Origin of the sequence: Paraburkholderia sp. BR10872 (assembly GCF_040965835.1) — a bacterium.
GTDB classification, from domain to species: domain Bacteria; phylum Pseudomonadota; class Gammaproteobacteria; order Burkholderiales; family Burkholderiaceae; genus Paraburkholderia; species Paraburkholderia nodosa_A.
Genome location: NZ_JBFRCN010000003.1, coordinates 58,196 through 74,624, shown reverse-complemented (window position 1 = coordinate 74,624; position 16,429 = coordinate 58,196). Strand labels below are relative to the sequence as shown.

At 64.9% G+C, this 16,429-nt stretch carries 14 protein-coding genes and 1 pseudogene; 3 read left to right on the top strand and 12 right to left on the bottom strand.

Translation table 11 applies throughout. The annotated features are described in order from the left end of the window. Window positions 1-12: 12 nt before the first annotated feature. From AB4Y43_RS03760 to AB4Y43_RS03745, 4 genes are all read right to left on the bottom strand, one after another. Window positions 13-1,614: an FAD-binding protein gene (locus AB4Y43_RS03760; RefSeq protein ID WP_368727069.1), complete on the bottom strand. Its 1,602-nt coding sequence runs from the start codon at window positions 1,612-1,614 to the stop codon at window positions 13-15. Between the two features lie 25 nt (window positions 1,615-1,639). Continuing rightward, entirely contained in the window at window positions 1,640-2,464 is an 825-nt protein-coding gene (locus AB4Y43_RS03755; protein WP_368727129.1) for an anti-sigma factor, read from the bottom strand. A 71-nt stretch (window positions 2,465-2,535) separates the two neighbouring features. Next, complete coding sequence (locus tag AB4Y43_RS03750) at window positions 2,536-3,042, bottom strand: sigma-70 family RNA polymerase sigma factor (protein ID WP_069267926.1); 507 nt, start codon at window positions 3,040-3,042, stop codon at window positions 2,536-2,538. A gap of 69 nt (window positions 3,043-3,111) precedes the next feature. Then, window positions 3,112-3,279 carry a hypothetical protein gene (locus AB4Y43_RS03745; RefSeq protein WP_368624882.1) on the bottom strand — a complete coding sequence of 56 codons (168 nt, stop codon included), beginning with the start codon at window positions 3,277-3,279 and terminating at the stop codon, window positions 3,112-3,114. A 518-nt stretch (window positions 3,280-3,797) separates the two neighbouring features. Here AB4Y43_RS03745 and hfq point away from each other — a divergent pair. Next, window positions 3,798-4,298 (top strand): RNA chaperone Hfq, encoded by a 501-nt coding sequence (gene hfq, locus AB4Y43_RS03740; RefSeq protein ID WP_342945611.1) that lies wholly within the window; start codon window positions 3,798-3,800, stop codon window positions 4,296-4,298. A 235-nt stretch (window positions 4,299-4,533) separates the two neighbouring features. Next, window positions 4,534-4,722, top strand: coding sequence for a hypothetical protein (locus AB4Y43_RS03735; protein ID WP_069267862.1), 189 nt, complete (start codon window positions 4,534-4,536; stop codon window positions 4,720-4,722). Between the two features lie 143 nt (window positions 4,723-4,865). On the opposite strand, the gene AB4Y43_RS03730 is transcribed toward AB4Y43_RS03735, so the two are convergent. Both AB4Y43_RS03730 and AB4Y43_RS03725 read right to left on the bottom strand, forming a co-directional pair. Then, window positions 4,866-5,615 (bottom strand): DUF2968 domain-containing protein, encoded by a 750-nt coding sequence (locus AB4Y43_RS03730; RefSeq protein WP_368727068.1) that lies wholly within the window; start codon window positions 5,613-5,615, stop codon window positions 4,866-4,868. A gap of 48 nt (window positions 5,616-5,663) precedes the next feature. Continuing rightward, window positions 5,664-5,801 (bottom strand): annotated as a pseudogene (locus AB4Y43_RS03725) (Fis family transcriptional regulator); the annotation flags it as partial. Window positions 5,802-5,933: 132 nt separating this feature from the next. Here AB4Y43_RS03725 and AB4Y43_RS03720 point away from each other — a divergent pair. Continuing rightward, window positions 5,934-6,398 carry a DUF2147 domain-containing protein gene (locus AB4Y43_RS03720; RefSeq protein WP_342920643.1) on the top strand — a complete coding sequence of 155 codons (465 nt, stop codon included), beginning with the start codon at window positions 5,934-5,936 and terminating at the stop codon, window positions 6,396-6,398. A 120-nt stretch (window positions 6,399-6,518) separates the two neighbouring features. On the opposite strand, the gene AB4Y43_RS03715 is transcribed toward AB4Y43_RS03720, so the two are convergent. From AB4Y43_RS03715 to typA, 6 genes are all read right to left on the bottom strand, one after another. After that, window positions 6,519-6,974, bottom strand: coding sequence for a transposase (locus tag AB4Y43_RS03715; RefSeq protein ID WP_368727067.1), 456 nt, complete (start codon window positions 6,972-6,974; stop codon window positions 6,519-6,521). A 160-nt stretch (window positions 6,975-7,134) separates the two neighbouring features. After that, window positions 7,135-8,232 carry a cell division protein ZapE gene (gene zapE / locus AB4Y43_RS03710; RefSeq protein WP_324148234.1) on the bottom strand — a complete coding sequence of 366 codons (1,098 nt, stop codon included), beginning with the start codon at window positions 8,230-8,232 and terminating at the stop codon, window positions 7,135-7,137. A gap of 116 nt (window positions 8,233-8,348) precedes the next feature. Continuing rightward, complete coding sequence (lpdA, locus tag AB4Y43_RS03705; RefSeq protein ID WP_324158690.1) at window positions 8,349-9,779, bottom strand: dihydrolipoyl dehydrogenase; 1,431 nt, start codon at window positions 9,777-9,779, stop codon at window positions 8,349-8,351. 101 nt (window positions 9,780-9,880) lie between these two features. Next, window positions 9,881-11,155 (bottom strand): 2-oxoglutarate dehydrogenase complex dihydrolipoyllysine-residue succinyltransferase, encoded by a 1,275-nt coding sequence (odhB, locus tag AB4Y43_RS03700; protein ID WP_368727066.1) that lies wholly within the window; start codon window positions 11,153-11,155, stop codon window positions 9,881-9,883. A gap of 118 nt (window positions 11,156-11,273) precedes the next feature. Beyond that, window positions 11,274-14,138, bottom strand: coding sequence for a 2-oxoglutarate dehydrogenase E1 component (locus AB4Y43_RS03695; RefSeq protein WP_368727065.1), 2,865 nt, complete (start codon window positions 14,136-14,138; stop codon window positions 11,274-11,276). A gap of 339 nt (window positions 14,139-14,477) precedes the next feature. Beyond that, the gene (gene typA / locus AB4Y43_RS03690) at window positions 14,478-16,304 is read right to left on the bottom strand and encodes a translational GTPase TypA (RefSeq protein WP_069267869.1); all 1,827 of its coding nucleotides are present in this window, start codon (window positions 16,302-16,304) and stop codon (window positions 14,478-14,480) included. Window positions 16,305-16,429: the final 125 nt, after the last annotated feature.

The window sequence follows — 16,429 nt, the reverse complement described above, 5'->3', positions numbered from 1 at the left end:
TGATTAAATCGATCACGTATAGCCGCGCTCCGCACGCCACGCCTCGGGCCAGATGCCCTGCTTGCCCGGCGAGAGCACACCCTGCGGATCGAGTGCGTCTTTCACGGTTTGCGCGAGACGCAACAGCGCGCCGTCGTTGAAGGCGTACTGTGCCGCGGCGTAGTCCATGTAGAGCAGATGCGAGCGGTAGACGCCGTAGCCGGCCGCGCCCGCGTCGCTCATCAGCGCGCGCAGCAGGTCCCCCGCGCGGGCTGCATCGTCGCGGCGCTCACGCGCGAAGATCGCCGCGAATACATGATGCAGATAGCGCCCCGCCGCGGTCAAACCGCCGTAGTAATCGAAACCGTACTCGGCCGCGCGCGCCTTGACGAGTGCGTACTGGCGCAGCGCGTCGCGGCCATCGGCGGGACACAGCGGCGAGAAGTCCACGTGCGCGCCGTCGCCACCGCGCCAGTCGAGCATGCGAAACGCGCTCATCGCGGGAATGCCGGCGAGATTGCGGTCAGCGCCGCCCCGCGGTTCGTCGCCTTCGGCATAGCGACGCGCCGAGAAACGCACACCCGGTACGCCGGCAAACGCACGCTCGACGATGCGCCGTTCCACGTCGATCACCTCGGGCTCGCCATAAAGCGCATAGTGCAGATTCCAGCGGCCCACGCCCAGATCGCGCTGCATCGCGGCGACGGCGGCCTCGGGCATCGCGCCCTCGCCTTCGTACCAGCGAGCGCGAGGCGCGAGGCTCGCGGCGCGGCGGATCGCGCCTTCGATCGCTGCGTGCTGACGTATCGTGCCGCCGAGCTGCAACGCTCGCAGCGTATCGACGAGCACGCCGAGATCGTCCTCACGCGCGAACTGGATCTCGCCGATCACGAAGGCCCGCGGGGCGGGCATGAGCCAGAGCCCCATCTTCGTGACGACACCGTAGTTCGACTGCGTAAAGAGCGCATCGAACGAAGGCCCGTAGCCCGGCCGGTAGAGTTGCCACGCCGTGCCGTTTTCGATCGCACCCATGCCGGTGCGCACTACATCACCGTTGGCGAGCACGACCTCCATGCCGCACTGCGAGGCGGCGTGGTCGCCATAGGCGGTCGTCCCGAAGCCGCGCTCGAGCGTGTTGCCGACCACGCTGCCCCAGCCCGCCGCGGGCGGATCGACCCACAGGCGCAGATGCTGTTCGCGCAGATGTGCGTGCAAATCGAAGTAGCTCACGCCCGGCTCGACGCGCGCCCATGCGAGGCGCTCGTCCACTTCGAGGATCCGGTTCAGGCGCTGCAGGTCGAGGACGACCGAACCCGCCAGACGCGGCGCGGCACCGCCATAGGCGAAGTTGCGCCCCGCGGAAACGGTCCACAGCGGCACGCGCGTGTCGTTCGCGACACGCAGGATCGCGCGGATCTCTTCGACACTTGCGGGGAGGATCGCAGCGGAAGGGGCGAAGGCGTGCGCATCGGCGAGCGGTACGAACGGATCGAAATACGGATCGAGCGCTGCGCCGCCACGGCTGACGTTCGGCGCGCCGACGATGCCTTCGAACGCGGCGAGCGCACGCGCGAAACGGGCCTCGTCGATGCCAGGAGGCAAGGTCGGCGCGGCACGGCGCGCGGGGTCGCTCATGGGCCTGCTCCGCCGGCGTCGCGCATCACCACTGCCCGGGCTTGCCGCCCAGCGCGCCGCATACGTCCAGCGCGATCTCGCGCAGCTTCGGTTCTGTCTGCGGCCCCGAGAGCGCATAGCCCGTGCGTTCGGTGCTCCAGTAGAACGTCCGGCGGTTGCCATCGCGCAAGAGGCGCACGGGATCCCGGTCGCTGGCCGAACTGGCCACGTAGAGCGTGAGGCGCTCGCCCGCATCGTTCTCGTACATGAATTGCGCGGCCGGCCCCGTGTTGCCGGGCAAGAGACGCCCGCCCACCAGCGTATAGCCGTATTCGGCCAGCGACGGCACCGAGAGCGGCTTGCCTAGCCGCCTGGAGAGCCACGCGACGAGATGCGCCTCGTCGGCCGCGCCCACTTCCACGGGATGCCGCTGCTCCGGCGAATACACCGCGTACGCGATGTCGGCGCGGCGCGCAAACGCTTCGGGCGTTTCGCTGCGCGCGGCCGCCGGCGCGGAGACGGCTGCCAGTTCTGGAGCCAGGCCCGGCGCGAGCCGCGGCACGAGCGCCGTGGCCGCCACCGCGAGCCCCGCGCCCACCGCCACCCACGACGCCGCGATGCCGGCGCGCCACCACCACGGCTCGCCCGCACGCAGGACGAACACGGCGGGCGCGCTGCCTGCCGGTTCGGCTGCGCCGGACGCCGCATCCTCGCCCGCGACGCGCGCGCCTTCACACAACGCCTGCAGCGCGGCCTTCTGCGCGCGATAGGCCGCGACGCGCGCCGCTGCACGCGGATCGTCGGCGAGGCGCGCCTGCAGCGCCTCGCACTCGCCCGCGGGCAGTTCGCCGTCGACGAAAGCGCCCAGCATCGTAAGGTCCTCTTCTGGCGAAGCAGGCGGCACGCCTTCGCCGTCGCGTTCGTGGCCGAGATCGTTGTCGTTCATCGTAGCGTCCCCACCACCCTGAGCGGCGCCGCGCGTTGCGCCGGATCGCGCCCCGGATCCTGCACCGGCCCCGTATCGAGCAACGCTCGCAGATGCTCGCGCGCTCGCGACAGGCGCGACATCACCGTGCCGGCCGGCACCCCGAGCACCGCCGACGCCTCGCTGTAGCTCAACTCCTCCACGCACACGAGCAGCAGCACCTCGCGCTGCGCCGCAGGCAACGCATAGAGCGCGCGCTGCAGATCGCGCAGCACGAGACCGTCGACCTCGCCGTGCGGCGCCTCGAGCGTGCGCCACGGCGCAGCTTCGTCGTCGACGGCAATCTCACGCCGGCCGCGCAACTGATCGATGTACAGATGGCGCAGGATCGTGAGCAGCCACGCGCGCAGATTGCTCTGCGGGCGAAACGAAGTCCAGCGCGAAAGCGCACGCTCCGCGGCGTCCTGCACGAGGTCGTCAGCCCAGGCGGCGTCGCCCGTCAAGGCGCGCGCATAGCGGCGCATGGGTCCGAGCTGCGCCACGACCTGCGCTTCGAACTCCGGCGACGGATGACGCAACACGCCGCACGCCGCTCAGTAGCCGCCGCCCGACGAGCCGCCCGAACTGCTCGACGACGCCCCGCCTGAATTCATGTCGCTGCAAGCCGTGAGGCCGGCTCCCGCGACGCCTGCCAGCGCCACACAAACGAGACACGCGAGACCTTTGCGAAACCGCTCCATGATCACCTCCACTGGGTTCATCACCGATATCGCGTTAAACGTTGCAGCGGGTGCGCTTATTCCGCGCAGGCGGCGATTTCGCTTTTCGTGTGCCGCCGCACGGAACGAAGCCCTCGGGCACCGCGAGAATCATCGCAAGCGGATCGAAAACCATCGTGTAATCGTATAAGCGTGTGATCCGCCTCGAATCGGTCGAGCATGGCTGGCCGTCTTGGACTACGCTGTGTGAGTGAGTGCATGCGCGTCGAAAGGTCGCGCGGGTCTGTCAATCCGCGGGCCTATCGTCGGCAGGCCTCTTTCCGAAAACCGCTGTCGCTGCCCATCGCTACCTGTCATCCGGACACGCCCCTTCCCGGCAGCCGACGACAAGGGACGCAGCGATGCATTTTTCGTCAATCTGCGGTCGCGGCCGCGAGCCGGTATAGTTCTGCAGTAAGCTTACTTTCCCGCACGCGCGCTTCGCCGACACAAGGTAGAATCGCGGCGAGCAAACGTTTCCAACTGATTGCGGCATTGCGCCGCCTGGCCAAATCTAGTCCATGCCTTCCGCAGAATCGCACCCGCAAAACGACTTCATGAACGCCGCGCGTAAGGAAAGAAAGCGCGTCGAAATCTATCTGGTCAACGGCATTCGCCTGACCGGATGCATCGAGTCGTTCGATCAGTACCTGGTGATGCTGCGCACGCCCGTTGGCCTGCAAGGCATCTACAAGCGCGCCATTTCGACCATCCAGCTCGACACCGGCACCCGTCCGGGTCCGCGCCCGGGCGGCGCTCGCAGCTCGCACGGCGAGCATACGAGCCGCGGCCCGCACGGCAGCCACGGTGGCCATGGCCCGCGTGAACAACGAGAACCGCGTGAACCGCGCGAGCCGCGTGAAAACTGGTCGGCGCCGTCCGGCGCGCCGTCGGGCGCATCGAGCGCCCCCGGCAATGACCGTGGCTCTCAGGACGGCCCGGTCGTCGTCACGCGCCGCCGCCGCCTCTACGGCGCGGTGAACAACGGCGGCAACGGCGGCGAAGGCTCGGGCAACAGCTAAGCCGCTGCTGGCTGGCGTACTCGCTGCACGGTACGCCGATCACGCCGACATTCAGTACAGTACGGGCGCGCCTTGGCGCGCCTGCTTGTTTGTGCGCGCGTTTTGTACAGCTACGGTGCGGTTGCGTTCAGTTTCGTTCCACCGTCTTCCGACACGCTCTGACAGCCGTGACTCGCGGTCACGATTCCGGCTTTGCGTTATTCTGGGCGTGACGCATATCGCAACGGAGACCGCCATGAGCGCATCCAAGCCGAAAGCCCCGCAACCCTCGCAACAAGACCCGCTCGACGAAGCGCTCGAAGAAACGTTCCCCGCGAGCGATCCGATCGCCGTCGACCCCTCGCCTGCCGGCTCTCAACCGAAGCCCCATTCCGCAGACGAAACCCACAAGGGTCGCGACACGCATCGCCACGGCAAGCACTGAGCGCGACCCGAACGATCGCACCATGAAGAAAGGCGGAGCGCCTATGACGCTCCGCCTTTTGCGTGCCGCATACGCGTGTTCCGCGCAACCGGTTGCACAGCCGGGCGCCGGGTGAGCACGCCGGCCACACCGCGCACCGGCGATCAGCGGATCGGCAGACCGCCTTCCACTTGTTGCTGCAGTTCACGCACCTGACGCTGAACCGTGCGCAGTTGCGCCTGGGCCGCCGTCTTCTGCGCCTGCAATGCGCTCGCCTGATCGCGGCCCTGCTTCTGCTGGTCCGCGACGAGCGCCTGCTGCTCGCGCGCGATGGCCAGATCCGCCTGGAGCCGGTTCGCGTGGTCCTGCGTGAGCGCGATCATGCGGTCCGTGAACGCCTTCTGCGCTTCGAGGCGCGTGCGGCGGATTTCCACTTCGGCGAGCTGTCCCGACTTCACCGCGAAGTCGCGATAGATGGCTTCGGCGCGCGTCTCGTCGCTCGTCTTGATCACGCGCCAGAACGTCTTGTTCTGGAACAGCGTGACGTAGTACGTCATTTCCTTGCCGTAAAACAGCAAGCTCGCACCATACGAGCCGTTGTAGGTCGTGCGCAGCTCGGCGAGCTCCGAGCCTCGCAGCATCTGCTGCAGCTCGGCGACGTTGCCCGCGGCGTTCTGCTTCGCTTCATCCGGCGTGAGCACGCTCGGCTGGCTCGCTGCCAAAGGCAGCGCAGGGGTTGCGGCCTGGTCGTCCTGTACTGCGGGTGCGGCGGTGGTCTGTGCTACGGGCGCCGCTGCTGCTGCATTCGCTGCTGCTGAATTGTCAGGCGGCGTCTGTGCGCAGCCCGTACCGATTCCCCCGATTAATACCAGCACCGCCAAGGCGATGCGACGAACTCTCCACTTGTAGTCCATGTAGTACCTGCTTTGAACAGTTCTAACTTTTACAAATCGGCACAATTATTACTCACTTTCACTTGTTTCGGGCCCCTCGTAGAAAATTTGCCGATTACGTATCTTTTCCCACAACACATAGCAAGAATTTCCTGGGAATTGCGCGGTGTCCTTGCATCGCCAGACGTTTTGGTCCAGCGCGGCGAGCGGGCCGACCAAACTAGAGTTCCTTCTCTCAAACGCACACGGTGCTTTCCAGTATCCTGCCCTGACCTTGCGGCGTGCCAGGCGCGACGCAAGGACGGCATCGACAGATAAACAACATCAGTGGAGGAAGACATGAACCGAGTCATCGGACGCGCGGCGCGCCATGTCGCGCTTGCGAGTGCCCTGCTGTGCGGCGCCCTCGCCGCACACGCTCAAACCGACACGCCCGTCGGCGTCTGGCAGACGATCGACGATCACACCGGCCAGCCAAAAGCGCTCGTGCAGATCAGCGCCGACGCCAACGGCGACCTGAGCGGCAAGGTCATCAAGGGACTCGGCGCGAACGACCAGCCCGACCGGCGCTGCACTGCCTGTACCGACTCGCGCAAGGATCAGCCGATCCTCGGCATGACGATCATCGACAGCATGAAGAAGACCGGCGAGGGTTATGACGGCGGCCACATTCTCGACCCCGAGAACGGCAAGCTGTACCGCTGCAAGATGCATACGGAAGACGGCGGCCAGAAGCTCGTCGTGCGCGGCTACATGGGCATTTCGCTGCTCGGCCGCTCGCAGACGTGGGTGCGTCAGCAGTAAGTGGATGAGTGAGCGGATCGACCTGAAGACCGGTGCGCAAACCGGCAAGGGGACCTGAGAGACGAAACCGGCCGAAGCGCGCCCATGAGCCGCTTCGGCCGGACTTCGTAAGCGCCGGTATTACGCCGTGTGACGATACACGGAGCGATAGTTGAAAGGCTGCGACTGCGCGGACGCGCTCGCCAGCGGGACGAACGGCGAATTGCGCGGCGCGTTGCGCGCCGCTTCCTGCCTGCGCGCCGCTTTTTCCGCACGGCTCGCGTGCTTGCGCATGCGCGTTTCGATGGTGCCGCACAACCTCACGCCGTCTTCGCCGAACAACTCGCCCATCACACGCGTGAGCGCGCCGTTGTAGTGCCAGGTCTTGAAGCGGCGATGGCAGGTTTGATACGAGGGGTAGCGGCGCGGCATGGCCGCCCAGTTCGCACCGCTATACATAACCCATAGCACGCCATTGGGCACCGAGCGCGTATTGGCGAGCGGCCGGCCGCGCAACTCGGTGCGCGGGCGCAGTTCGGGCAGGAGCAGCATCACGCGCTGCCATTCTTCGTCGGTAATATCGCGATGCGGGGTCATGGAAGGTCCTTTGTCAGCGGGTGTGCTGACAAACGATATCCACTCGCCCCCGCCGCCCATATCAGACGAGTCCGAATCTTGAAAAGGGTGCCGGCGCGCTATGTGAGACTGGCCTGGCGCCTGCGTGACACCATCCGGGACCGGCGCGGGCGCCGCGCGCTCAGGTCAGCGCCGTATCGACAATGCGGCGCGGCGTTTCGAGATATTCCTTCGACTGCATTTCGACGATGCGCGACACCGTGCGCGTGAACTCGTTGGCCATCGGCCCTTCTACGTAGAGCTCCTCGGGCGGCACCGCGGCCGACATCAGCAGCTTGACCTTGTGGTCGTAGAACACGTCGATGAGCCAGGTGAAGCGGCGCGCTTCGGACTGCATACGAGGCGTCATCTGCGGCACGTCGGAGAGGATCACGGCGTGAAAGCGGCTCGCCAGCTCCAGATAGTCGTTCTGCGAACGCGGACCGCCGCACAGCGTCGCGAAATCGAACCACACCACGCCGTCGGCCTTGCGCAGCGCCTTGAGTTCGCGCTTTTCGATGCGCAGCAGCGGGCTTTCGTCGGGGACGGCGGCAAGCTCCGCGAACGAGTGGCGCAACGCCTTGTCGGCGGCGGCGCCGAGCGGCGTGTGATAGACCTCGACCTGCGCGAGCGTGCGCTGGCGATAGTCGACGCCCGCATCGACGTTGAGCACGTCGAGCTTGCTCTTGATCAGCTCGATCGCAGGCAGCATGCGGTCGCGATGCAGGCCGTCGGGATAAAGCAGATCGGGATCGTAGTTGGACGTCATCACGAACTGCACGCCGTTCTCGAAGAGACGGTCGAGCAGACGGTAGAGGATCATCGCGTCGGCGATGTCCGAGACGTGGAATTCATCGAAGCAGATCAGGCGATAACGCTTCGCAATGCGGCGCGCGAGTTCGTCGAGCGGATCGGCCTGGCCCTTGAGCTCTTCGAGCTCACGGTGCACCTCGCGCATGAATTCGTGAAAGTGCAGACGCGTCTTGCGCTGCAGCGGCACGACCGCGTAGAAGCTGTCCATCAGGAAGCTCTTGCCGCGCCCAACCCCGCCCCACATGTACACGCCGCGCGGCAGGTCCGGGTGGATGAGAAACTTCTTGAAGGCGTTCGAACGCCGCGACTTGTATGCGGCCCATTCGTCGTAGCACCGCTGCAGCCGGTCGATCGCGGCGCGCTGCGCCGTATCGGGCTTGTATCCCCGCTTCTGCAGTTCGTTTTCGTAGTATTCGGTGACGTTCATTTTCCGGGCCGCAAATGAGGAAAGGCGGGAGAGCAAAAGCCCACCCGCCTCCGTACGTGATGCTGGGTACTGCGGGGCAGCGCGGCCAAAAAAGTCGGCCGCCCTGCCCTTGGCGCTTACATGTTGAGCGCGCGCTTGTCAGTGGCGAGTGCAGCTTCGCGCATGACTTCGGACAGCGACGGGTGCGGATGGCAGATGCGGCCGATGTCTTCGGCAGCAGCCTTGAATTCCATCGCCACCACGGCTTCCGCGATCAGGTCCGATGCGTTGGCCGAGATGATGTGCACGCCGAGCAGCTCGTCGGTCTTGGCGTCGGCGATCATCTTCACGAAGCCGTCCGCCTTGTTGATGCCCAGTGCGCGGCCGTTCGCCATGAACGGGAACTGGCCCGTCTTGATGTCGCGGCCTTCTGCCTTGAGCTGCTGCTCCGTCTTGCCGACCCATGCGATTTCCGGCTCGGTGTAGATCACCCACGGAATGCAGTTGTAGTCGATGTGCGGCTTCTGGCCGTCGATGATCTCGGCCACCAGCACGCCTTCGTCTTCGGCCTTGTGCGCGAGCATCGGGCCACGCACCACGTCGCCGATCGCGTACACGTTCGGCACCGACGTTGCGCAGTGGTCGTCCACGTCGATGAAGCCGCGCTCGTTGGCCTTCAGGCCAATCGCTTCGAGACCGAGGTTGTCGGTGTTCGGCACGCGGCCAACCGACACGATCAGGCGGTCGGCTTCGAGCACTTGCGCGTTGCCGTCCTTGTCCGTGTAGTTGATCGTGACGTTCTTGTCCGTCGCCTTCACTTCGCCCACCTTCACGCCAACGTGAATGTCGAGGCCCTGCTTCTTGAAGAGCTTCGCGGCTTCCTTCGCGAGCGCCTGGTCAGTCGCGCCGAGGAATTCCGGCAGCGCTTCGAGGATCGTGACGTCGGCACCGAGACGGCGCCACACCGAGCCCAGCTCCAGACCGATCACGCCTGCGCCGATCACAGCGAGCTTCTTCGGCACGCTGTCGAACGTGAGCGCGCCTTCGTTGTCGGAGATGATCTTGTTGTCGACCGGAATGCCCGGCAGATGGCGAGCCTTCGAGCCCGTCGCGATGATCACGTTCTTCGCCGTGACGACTTCGGTTTCGCCTTCGCCGCTCACTTCGATCTGCACGCCGGCTTCGTTCTTGCCGGTGAACTTGCCGTGGCCCTTGAGCCACGTGATCTTGTTCTTGCGGAACAGGAATTCGATACCCTTCGTCATCTTCTCGACGATGCCTTCCTTGCGGGCGATCATCTTCGCGACGTCGATCTTCACGTCGCCGACGCTGATGCCGTGGTCAACGAGATGATGCTGGGCGTTCTCGAACTCTTCCGACGAGGCGAGCAGCGCCTTCGACGGAATGCAGCCGACGTTCAGGCAGGTGCCGCCGAGCTTCAGCGCGCCGGCCGGGTTCTTCCACTTTTCGATACACGCAACCGACTTGCCGAGCTGCGCGGCGCGGATCGCCGCGATATAGCCGCCGGGGCCGGCGCCGATCACGACGACGTCAAATTCTTTGGACATGGTCATCCTTTCGAGACGTGAGCGCGGCACGCGGAGCCCGGTTTCCGGAGTCCGCGCGCACGGCGCTCAGTGTGAGACTTGATGCTTGATGAGGCCGATCTTTACAGGTCGAGCAGCAGACGAGCCGGATCTTCCAGCGCGTCCTTCATCGCGACCAGCGACAGGACGGCTTCGCGGCCGTCGATGATGCGGTGGTCGTACGACATCGCGAGGTAGTTCATCGGGCGGATCACGATCTGGCCGTTCTCCACCACGGCGCGTTCCTTCGTCGCGTGCACGCCGAGGATCGCCGACTGCGGCGGGTTGATGATCGGGGTCGAGAGCATCGAGCCGAACACGCCGCCGTTCGAGATCGAGAACGTACCACCCGTCATTTCTTCGATCGACAGCTTGCCGTCCTTGGCCTTCTGGCCGAATTCGGCGATCTTCTTCTCGATGTCGGCGAGGCTCATCTGGTCTGCGTTGCGCAGGATGGGCACCACCAGACCGCGCGGCGAGCCGACTGCGATACCGATGTCGAAGTAGCCGTGGTAGACGATGTCGTTGCCGTCGATCGACGCGTTGACGAGCGGGAACTTCTTGAGGGCGTGCACCGCAGCCTTCACGAAGAACGACATGAAGCCGAGCTTCACGCCGTGCTCCTTCTCGAACTTGTCCTTGTACTTGTTGCGCAGATCCATGACCGGCGCCATGTTCACTTCGTTGAACGTCGTGAGGATGGCGTTGGTTTGCTGCGACTCGAGCAGACGCTCGGCGATACGCGCACGCAGACGCGACATCGGCACGCGCTGTTCCGGACGGTCGTTGAGCCAGTTCGCAGCCGATGCCGGTGCGCTGACTTGCGGCAGCGACGGCTTGGCGGCAGCAGCCGGCTTCGCAGCCGGGGCGGCTGCGGGAGCGGCCTTCGGTGCGCCTGCGCCGAGCACGTCCTGCTTCGTGATGCGGCCGTCACGGCCCGTGCCGGCGACGTCGCCGCCGGCGAGACCCTTCTCTGCCATCAGCTTCGTCGCTGCGGGCGAGGCAACCGTGCTGCTTGCCGTCGTTGCGGCGGCAGCAGCAGCCGGTGCAGCGGCGGGAGCCGCGGCAGCAGCCGGAGCGGCTGCGGCTGCGGGAGCCGCAGCGGCGCCAGCCTTGGCTTCCGTGTCGATCTTCGCGATCACTTGTTCGCTCTCGACGGTTGCGCCGTCGCCGACGATGATCTCGGCCAGCACGCCGGCAGCCGGCGCGGGCACTTCGAGCACGACCTTATCGGTTTCGATCTCGATGACCACTTCGTCCTGGGCGATAGCTTCGCCCGGCTTCTTCTTCCACTGCAGCATCGTGCCTTCCGACACCGACTCCGAAAACTGCGGGACTTTCACTTCTACGATAGCCATGTGATTTTCCTGAATACTTTTTCGGGGACTTCCCCGTATGACGAACCGGGTCGCGCACTTGAGCGCGGGAAAGCGCGCGTTGCATTCACACGCTTTCCCGGTTCGGTTGCTCTAGTGCTTACTTCGCGACCTGCGCGCCCTTCAGGCGGCCGAATGCACCTTCGATCAGCGCCTTCTGCTGCTCGTAGTGCTTCGCGTAGTAGCCAACAGCCGGCGAGGCGGAAGCAGGACGGCCGCTGTACGCGAGCTTCATGCCTTCCTTCATGCCTTCCTTCAGGTGGTGCTCGATGTAGAACCACGGGCCTTGATTCTGCGGCTCGTCCTGCACCCAGACCACTTCGGTCGCGTTGTCGTACTTCTTCAGCTCGGCTTCGAACTGCTTGTGTGCGAACGGATAGAGCTGTTCGATACGGATGATCGCGACGTCGTTCGCCTTCGCTTCGCGGCGATGTGCCACGAGGTCGAAGTACACGCGGCCCGAGCAGGCGACCACGCGCTTGACCTTCTTCGCGTCGATGGCTTCGTCCACTTCGCCGATGACCGGCTGGAACGTGCCCTTCGCGAGTTCGGACAGGTCCGACACGGCTTCCTTGTGACGCAGCAGCGACTTCGGCGTGAAGATGATGAGCGGCTTGCGGAACAGGCGGATCATCTGGCGGCGCAGCACGTGGAAGATCTGGGCCGGCGTGGTCGGCTGAACGACCTGCATGTTGTGCTCGGCGCACAGCTGCAGGAAACGCTCGATACGTGCCGACGAGTGCTCCGGACCCTGGCCTTCATAGCCGTGCGGCAGCAGCATCGTGAGACCCGAAACGCGGCCCCACTTCACTTCGCCCGACGAGATGAACTGGTCGATCACGACCTGCGCACCGTTGACGAAGTCGCCGAACTGGCCTTCCCACGCGACGAGCGTGTTCGGCTCGGCGGTCGAGTAGCCGTATTCGAAGCCCAGCACTGCCTCTTCCGAGAGCACCGAGTCGATCACCGTGAACTGCGCCTGGTTCTCGCCGATGTTTTGCAGCGGAACGTACGTGCCGTCGTCCCAACGCTCGCGGTTCTGGTCGTGCAGAACGGCGTGGCGGTGCGTGAACGTGCCGCGGCCCGAGTCCTGGCCCGTCAGGCGAACTGCGTAGCCCGAAGCGACCAGCGACGCGAACGCGAGGTGCTCGCCCATGCCCCAGTCGAGCTTCGCTTCGCCCTTGCCCATCGCGCGGCGGTCGTTGATGACGCGCTCGACCAGCGGGTGAACCTTGAAGTTCTCGGGGACCGTGGTGATGCGCTCAGCCAGACGCTTGAGTTCGGCGAGCGGCACGGCCGTGTCGGCAGCGTCGGTCCACTTGCGGTTCAGGAACGGAACCCAGTCCACCGCGTACTTGCTCTTGTAGTTCGAGAGCACCGGGTCGACCGTGTGGTGGCCTTCGTCCATCGCGGCGCGGTACGCCTTGACGTAGTTGTCGCCGTCTTCCGCCGTAATCACGCCTTGCTGCACGAGCTTCTCGGCGTAAAGCGCACGGGTGCCCGGGTGCTTCGCGATCGTCTTGTACATGAGCGGCTGCGTGACCGCCGGGGTGTCCTGCTCGTTGTGGCCGAGCTTACGGAAGCAGATGATGTCGACCACGACATCCTTGTGGAACTGCGTGCGGAAATCGACCGCGAGCTGGATCGCCAGCACGACCGCTTCCGGATCGTCGCCGTTCACGTGCAGCACCGGCGCTTCGATCATCTTGACCACGTCGGTACAGTAGAGCGTCGAACGCGCGTCGCGCGGGTCCGAGGTCGTGAAGCCGATCTGGTTGTTGATGACGATGTGCAGCGTGCCGTGCGTGCCGTAACCGCGCGTTTGCGCGAGGTTCAGCGTTTCCATCACGACGCCCTGGCCTGCGAAGGCCGCGTCGCCGTGGATCTGCACCGGCAGCACCTGCAGGCCGTCTGCATCGCCGCGGCGATCCATACGGGCCTTGGCCGAGCCTTCGACCACCGGGTTGACGATTTCGAGGTGCGACGGGTTGAACGCGAGCGACAGGTGGACCGGGCCGCCTTCGGTTGCGACGTCCGACGAGAAGCCCTTGTGGTACTTCACGTCGCCTGCCGGCAGGTCGTCGACGTGCTTGCCTTCGAATTCGGCGAAGAGGTCAGCCGGCATCTTGCCGAGCGTATTGACCAGCACGTTCAGACGGCCGCGGTGAGCCATGCCGATGACGATTTCCTGCACGCCCTTCGCGCCCGCGTGACGAACGACTTCGTCCATCGCGGCGATGAAGGACTCGCCGCCTTCGAGCGAGAAGCGCTTCTGGCCGACGTACTTGGTGTGCAGGAAGCGCTCGAGGCCTTCGGAGGCCGTCAGGCGCTGCAGGATGTGCTTCTTCTTGTCGTTCGAGAAGTTCGGCGTCGAGCGGATCGACTCGAGACGTTCCTTCCACCAGCGCTTCTGTTCAGGATCGCTGATGTACATGTACTCGGCGCCGATCGTACCGCAGTACGTATCGCGCAGCGCCTTGACGATTTCGCGCAGCGTCGCGCGCTCGAAACCGAAATACAGGTTCGTGGCGCTGAACGTCTGGTCCATGTCGGCTTCGGTGAAGTCGTAGAACGCAGGCTCGAGTTCGGGAATGGGAGGACGTTCGCGGCGCTTGAGCGGATCGAGATTCGCCCATTGCGAGCCGAGGAATCGATACGCGCCAATCAGGGACTGAACGTAGACTTGCTTGCGTGCCGTGGCGAGATCTTCGCCGCCGCCGCGCGGAACAAATGCGTTGGCCTTCGCGCGTTGAGCGAAGGATTCGACGATCGGCCCATGGGCGATGTCGTTGTCTGCCGTGCCACTCGACGACGGCACGTTTTGCAGTGCGTCGAAGTACTCACGCCAGTTGTCCGGAACGGACGCAGGGTTGTCAAGATATGCTTCGTATAGCTCTTCGACATACGGAGCATTGCCGCCGAACAAATAGGAGTTCAGCTGGAATTGCTTCATCGTTTCCGACATTTACGCTCACCTTTCTTCGAGTTTCTCGAGAAATAGCGGGTTACTCAACCTTCCGCGCCACGGCCTGACCGTTTAGCGGATTGCGAATCAAGTCTGCTTGGAAGGACCTAAATCATGCATCCGCGGAGTATAGCGCATATGCGCATCTCGCCACAGGATGCAATGCGACCGAACACCACGCGGGAACCCTTTTTCCACGGGCCCTTGCGGCATTCGCAACGCACTCTTCCCGCACCGCAATACAATCCCCGCCAGACGCAAAAAAGCCGCCCTTAAAGCGGCGGCTTTTCTGTGAGTCTTTGTGCATTGCAGTGCAGAAAAAAGCGCTAAAAATGCCAATTACTCGGCAGCGCCTTCGCGGCTCGCGCGGCGACGCTCGTGCTCTTTGAGGTGACGCTTGCGCAGACGGATCGACTGCGGCGTGACTTCCACGAGTTCGTCGTCGTCGATGAATTCCACGGCGTATTCGAGCGACATCTGGATCGGCGGCACGAGGCGCACGGCTTCGTCGGTGCCCGAGGCGCGCACGTTGGTGAGCTGCTTGCCCTTGATCGGGTTCACGACGAGGTCGTTGTCGCGGCTGTGAATGCCGATGATCATGCCTTCGTACAGCGCGTCGCCCGGCTTCACGAACATGCGGCCGCGGTCCTGCAGCTTCCACAGTGCGTAGGCGACAGCGGCGCCGTCGTCCTGCGAGATCAGCACGCCGTTGCGGCGCTCGCCGAGCGAGCCTTCCTTGATCGGACCGTAGGCGTCGAACACGTGGCTCATCAGGCCCGTGCCGCGCGTGAGCGTCATGAACTCGCCCTGGAAGCCGATCAGGCCACGCGCCGGAATACGGTACTCGAGACGCGTGCGGCCGCGGCCGTCCGAAGCCATGTCGAGCATTTCGCCCTTGCGGCGGCCCAGTTCTTCCATCACGCCGCCCTGGTGGCCGTCTTCGACGTCCACGGTCAGCATTTCGTACGGCTCCTGCTTCACGCCGTCGACTTCGTGCAGCACCACACGCGGACGCGACACGGCCAGCTCGTAGCCTTCGCGGCGCATGTTTTCGATCAGGATCGTGAGGTGCAGTTCGCCACGGCCCGACACTTCGAACGTGGTTTCGTCGCCGGTGTCCTTCACGCGCAGCGCGACGTTGTGGTTCAGTTCTTTCGTGAGACGGTCGCGGATCTGGCGGCTCGTCACGAACTTGCCTTCGCGGCCGGCGAGCGGCGACGAGTTCACGAGGAAGTTCATCGTCAGCGTGGGCTCGTCCACCGTGATCATCGGCAGCGCTTCGGGGGTGTCGACCGCGCAGATCGTCGCGCCGATGCCGATGTCTTCAATGCCGTTGATCAGCACGATGTCGCCGGCTTCGGCCGATTCGACCTGCACGCGCTCGAGGCCGCTGAACGACAGCACCTGGTTGATCTTGCGGTTCATCACCTCGCCTTCCGGGCCGAAGCGCAGCGCCACCGGCTGACCCGGCTTGATGCGGCCACGCTTGATACGGCCCACGCCGATACGGCCGACGTAGGTCGAGTAGTCGAGCGAGGTGATCTGCAGCTGCAGCGGGCCTTCCGGATCGGCGTCGCGAACCGGCACGTGCTCGAGCACGGCTTCGAACAGCGGGCGCATGTCGCCTTCGCGCGCATCCGGCGACAGCGAAGCGTAGCCGTTCAGGCCCGAAGCGTAGACCACCGGGAAGTCGAGCTGCTCTTCGGTCGCGCCGAGCTTGTCGAACAGGTCGAAGGTCTGATTGATCACCCAGTCGATACGGGCGCCCGGACGGTCGATCTTGTTCACGACGACGATCGGCTTGAGGCCGAGCGCGAGCGCCTTCTTCGTGACGAAGCGCGTTTGCGGCATCGGGCCTTCGACGGCGTCGACGAGCAGCAGCACCGAGTCGACCATCGACAGCACGCGTTCCACTTCACCGCCGAAGTCGGCGTGGCCCGGGGTGTCGACGATGTTGATGTGGGTGCCCTCGTACTCGACGGCGCAATTCTTCGACAGAATCGTGATCCCGCGCTCTTTTTCGATGTCGTTCGAGTCCATGACGCGTTCGGCGATCTGCTGGTTGTCGCGGAAGGTGCCGGACTGGCGCAGCAGTTGGTCGACGAGCGTGGTCTTGCCGTGGTCGACGTGGGCAATGATGGCGATGTTGCGAAGAGCGCGGGACATAGGAACCTGGGTACAGTTGAGTGCGTCGCGCATGCCCTGCTGGCAGGCCCGGCGAGGGCGCGCGGCCGCCGCTTCGACCCGCCCCGGACTTGCTGCCGGCGGGTCAATTCAGCATCGCTGCGATG

Bases quoted from the DNA above. Each gene is read 5' to 3' on its own strand.
- AB4Y43_RS03720 (WP_342920643.1), top strand. From the start codon at position 5,934: ATGAACCGAGTCATCGGACGCGCGGCGCGCCATGTCGCGCTTGCGAGT.
- hfq (WP_342945611.1), top strand. From the start codon at position 3,798: ATGCCTTCCGCAGAATCGCACCCGCAAAACGACTTCATGAACGCCGCG.
- AB4Y43_RS03730 (WP_368727068.1), bottom strand. From the start codon at position 5,615: ATGGACTACAAGTGGAGAGTTCGTCGCATCGCCTTGGCGGTGCTGGTA.
- odhB (WP_368727066.1), bottom strand. From the start codon at position 11,155: ATGGCTATCGTAGAAGTGAAAGTCCCGCAGTTTTCGGAGTCGGTGTCG.
- AB4Y43_RS03695 (WP_368727065.1), bottom strand. From the start codon at position 14,138: ATGTCGGAAACGATGAAGCAATTCCAGCTGAACTCCTATTTGTTCGGC.
- typA (WP_069267869.1), bottom strand. From the start codon at position 16,304: ATGTCCCGCGCTCTTCGCAACATCGCCATCATTGCCCACGTCGACCAC.
- lpdA (WP_324158690.1), bottom strand. From the start codon at position 9,779: ATGTCCAAAGAATTTGACGTCGTCGTGATCGGCGCCGGCCCCGGCGGC.
- AB4Y43_RS03755 (WP_368727129.1), bottom strand. From the start codon at position 2,464: ATGCTGGGCGCTTTCGTCGACGGCGAACTGCCCGCGGGCGAGTGCGAG.
- zapE (WP_324148234.1), bottom strand. From the start codon at position 8,232: ATGAACGTCACCGAATACTACGAAAACGAACTGCAGAAGCGGGGATAC.
- AB4Y43_RS03760 (WP_368727069.1), bottom strand. From the start codon at position 1,614: ATGAGCGACCCCGCGCGCCGTGCCGCGCCGACCTTGCCTCCTGGCATC.
- AB4Y43_RS03745 (WP_368624882.1), bottom strand. From the start codon at position 3,279: ATGAACCCAGTGGAGGTGATCATGGAGCGGTTTCGCAAAGGTCTCGCG.
- AB4Y43_RS03735 (WP_069267862.1), top strand. From the start codon at position 4,534: ATGAGCGCATCCAAGCCGAAAGCCCCGCAACCCTCGCAACAAGACCCG.
- AB4Y43_RS03715 (WP_368727067.1), bottom strand. From the start codon at position 6,974: ATGACCCCGCATCGCGATATTACCGACGAAGAATGGCAGCGCGTGATG.
- AB4Y43_RS03750 (WP_069267926.1), bottom strand. From the start codon at position 3,042: ATGCGCCGCTATGCGCGCGCCTTGACGGGCGACGCCGCCTGGGCTGAC.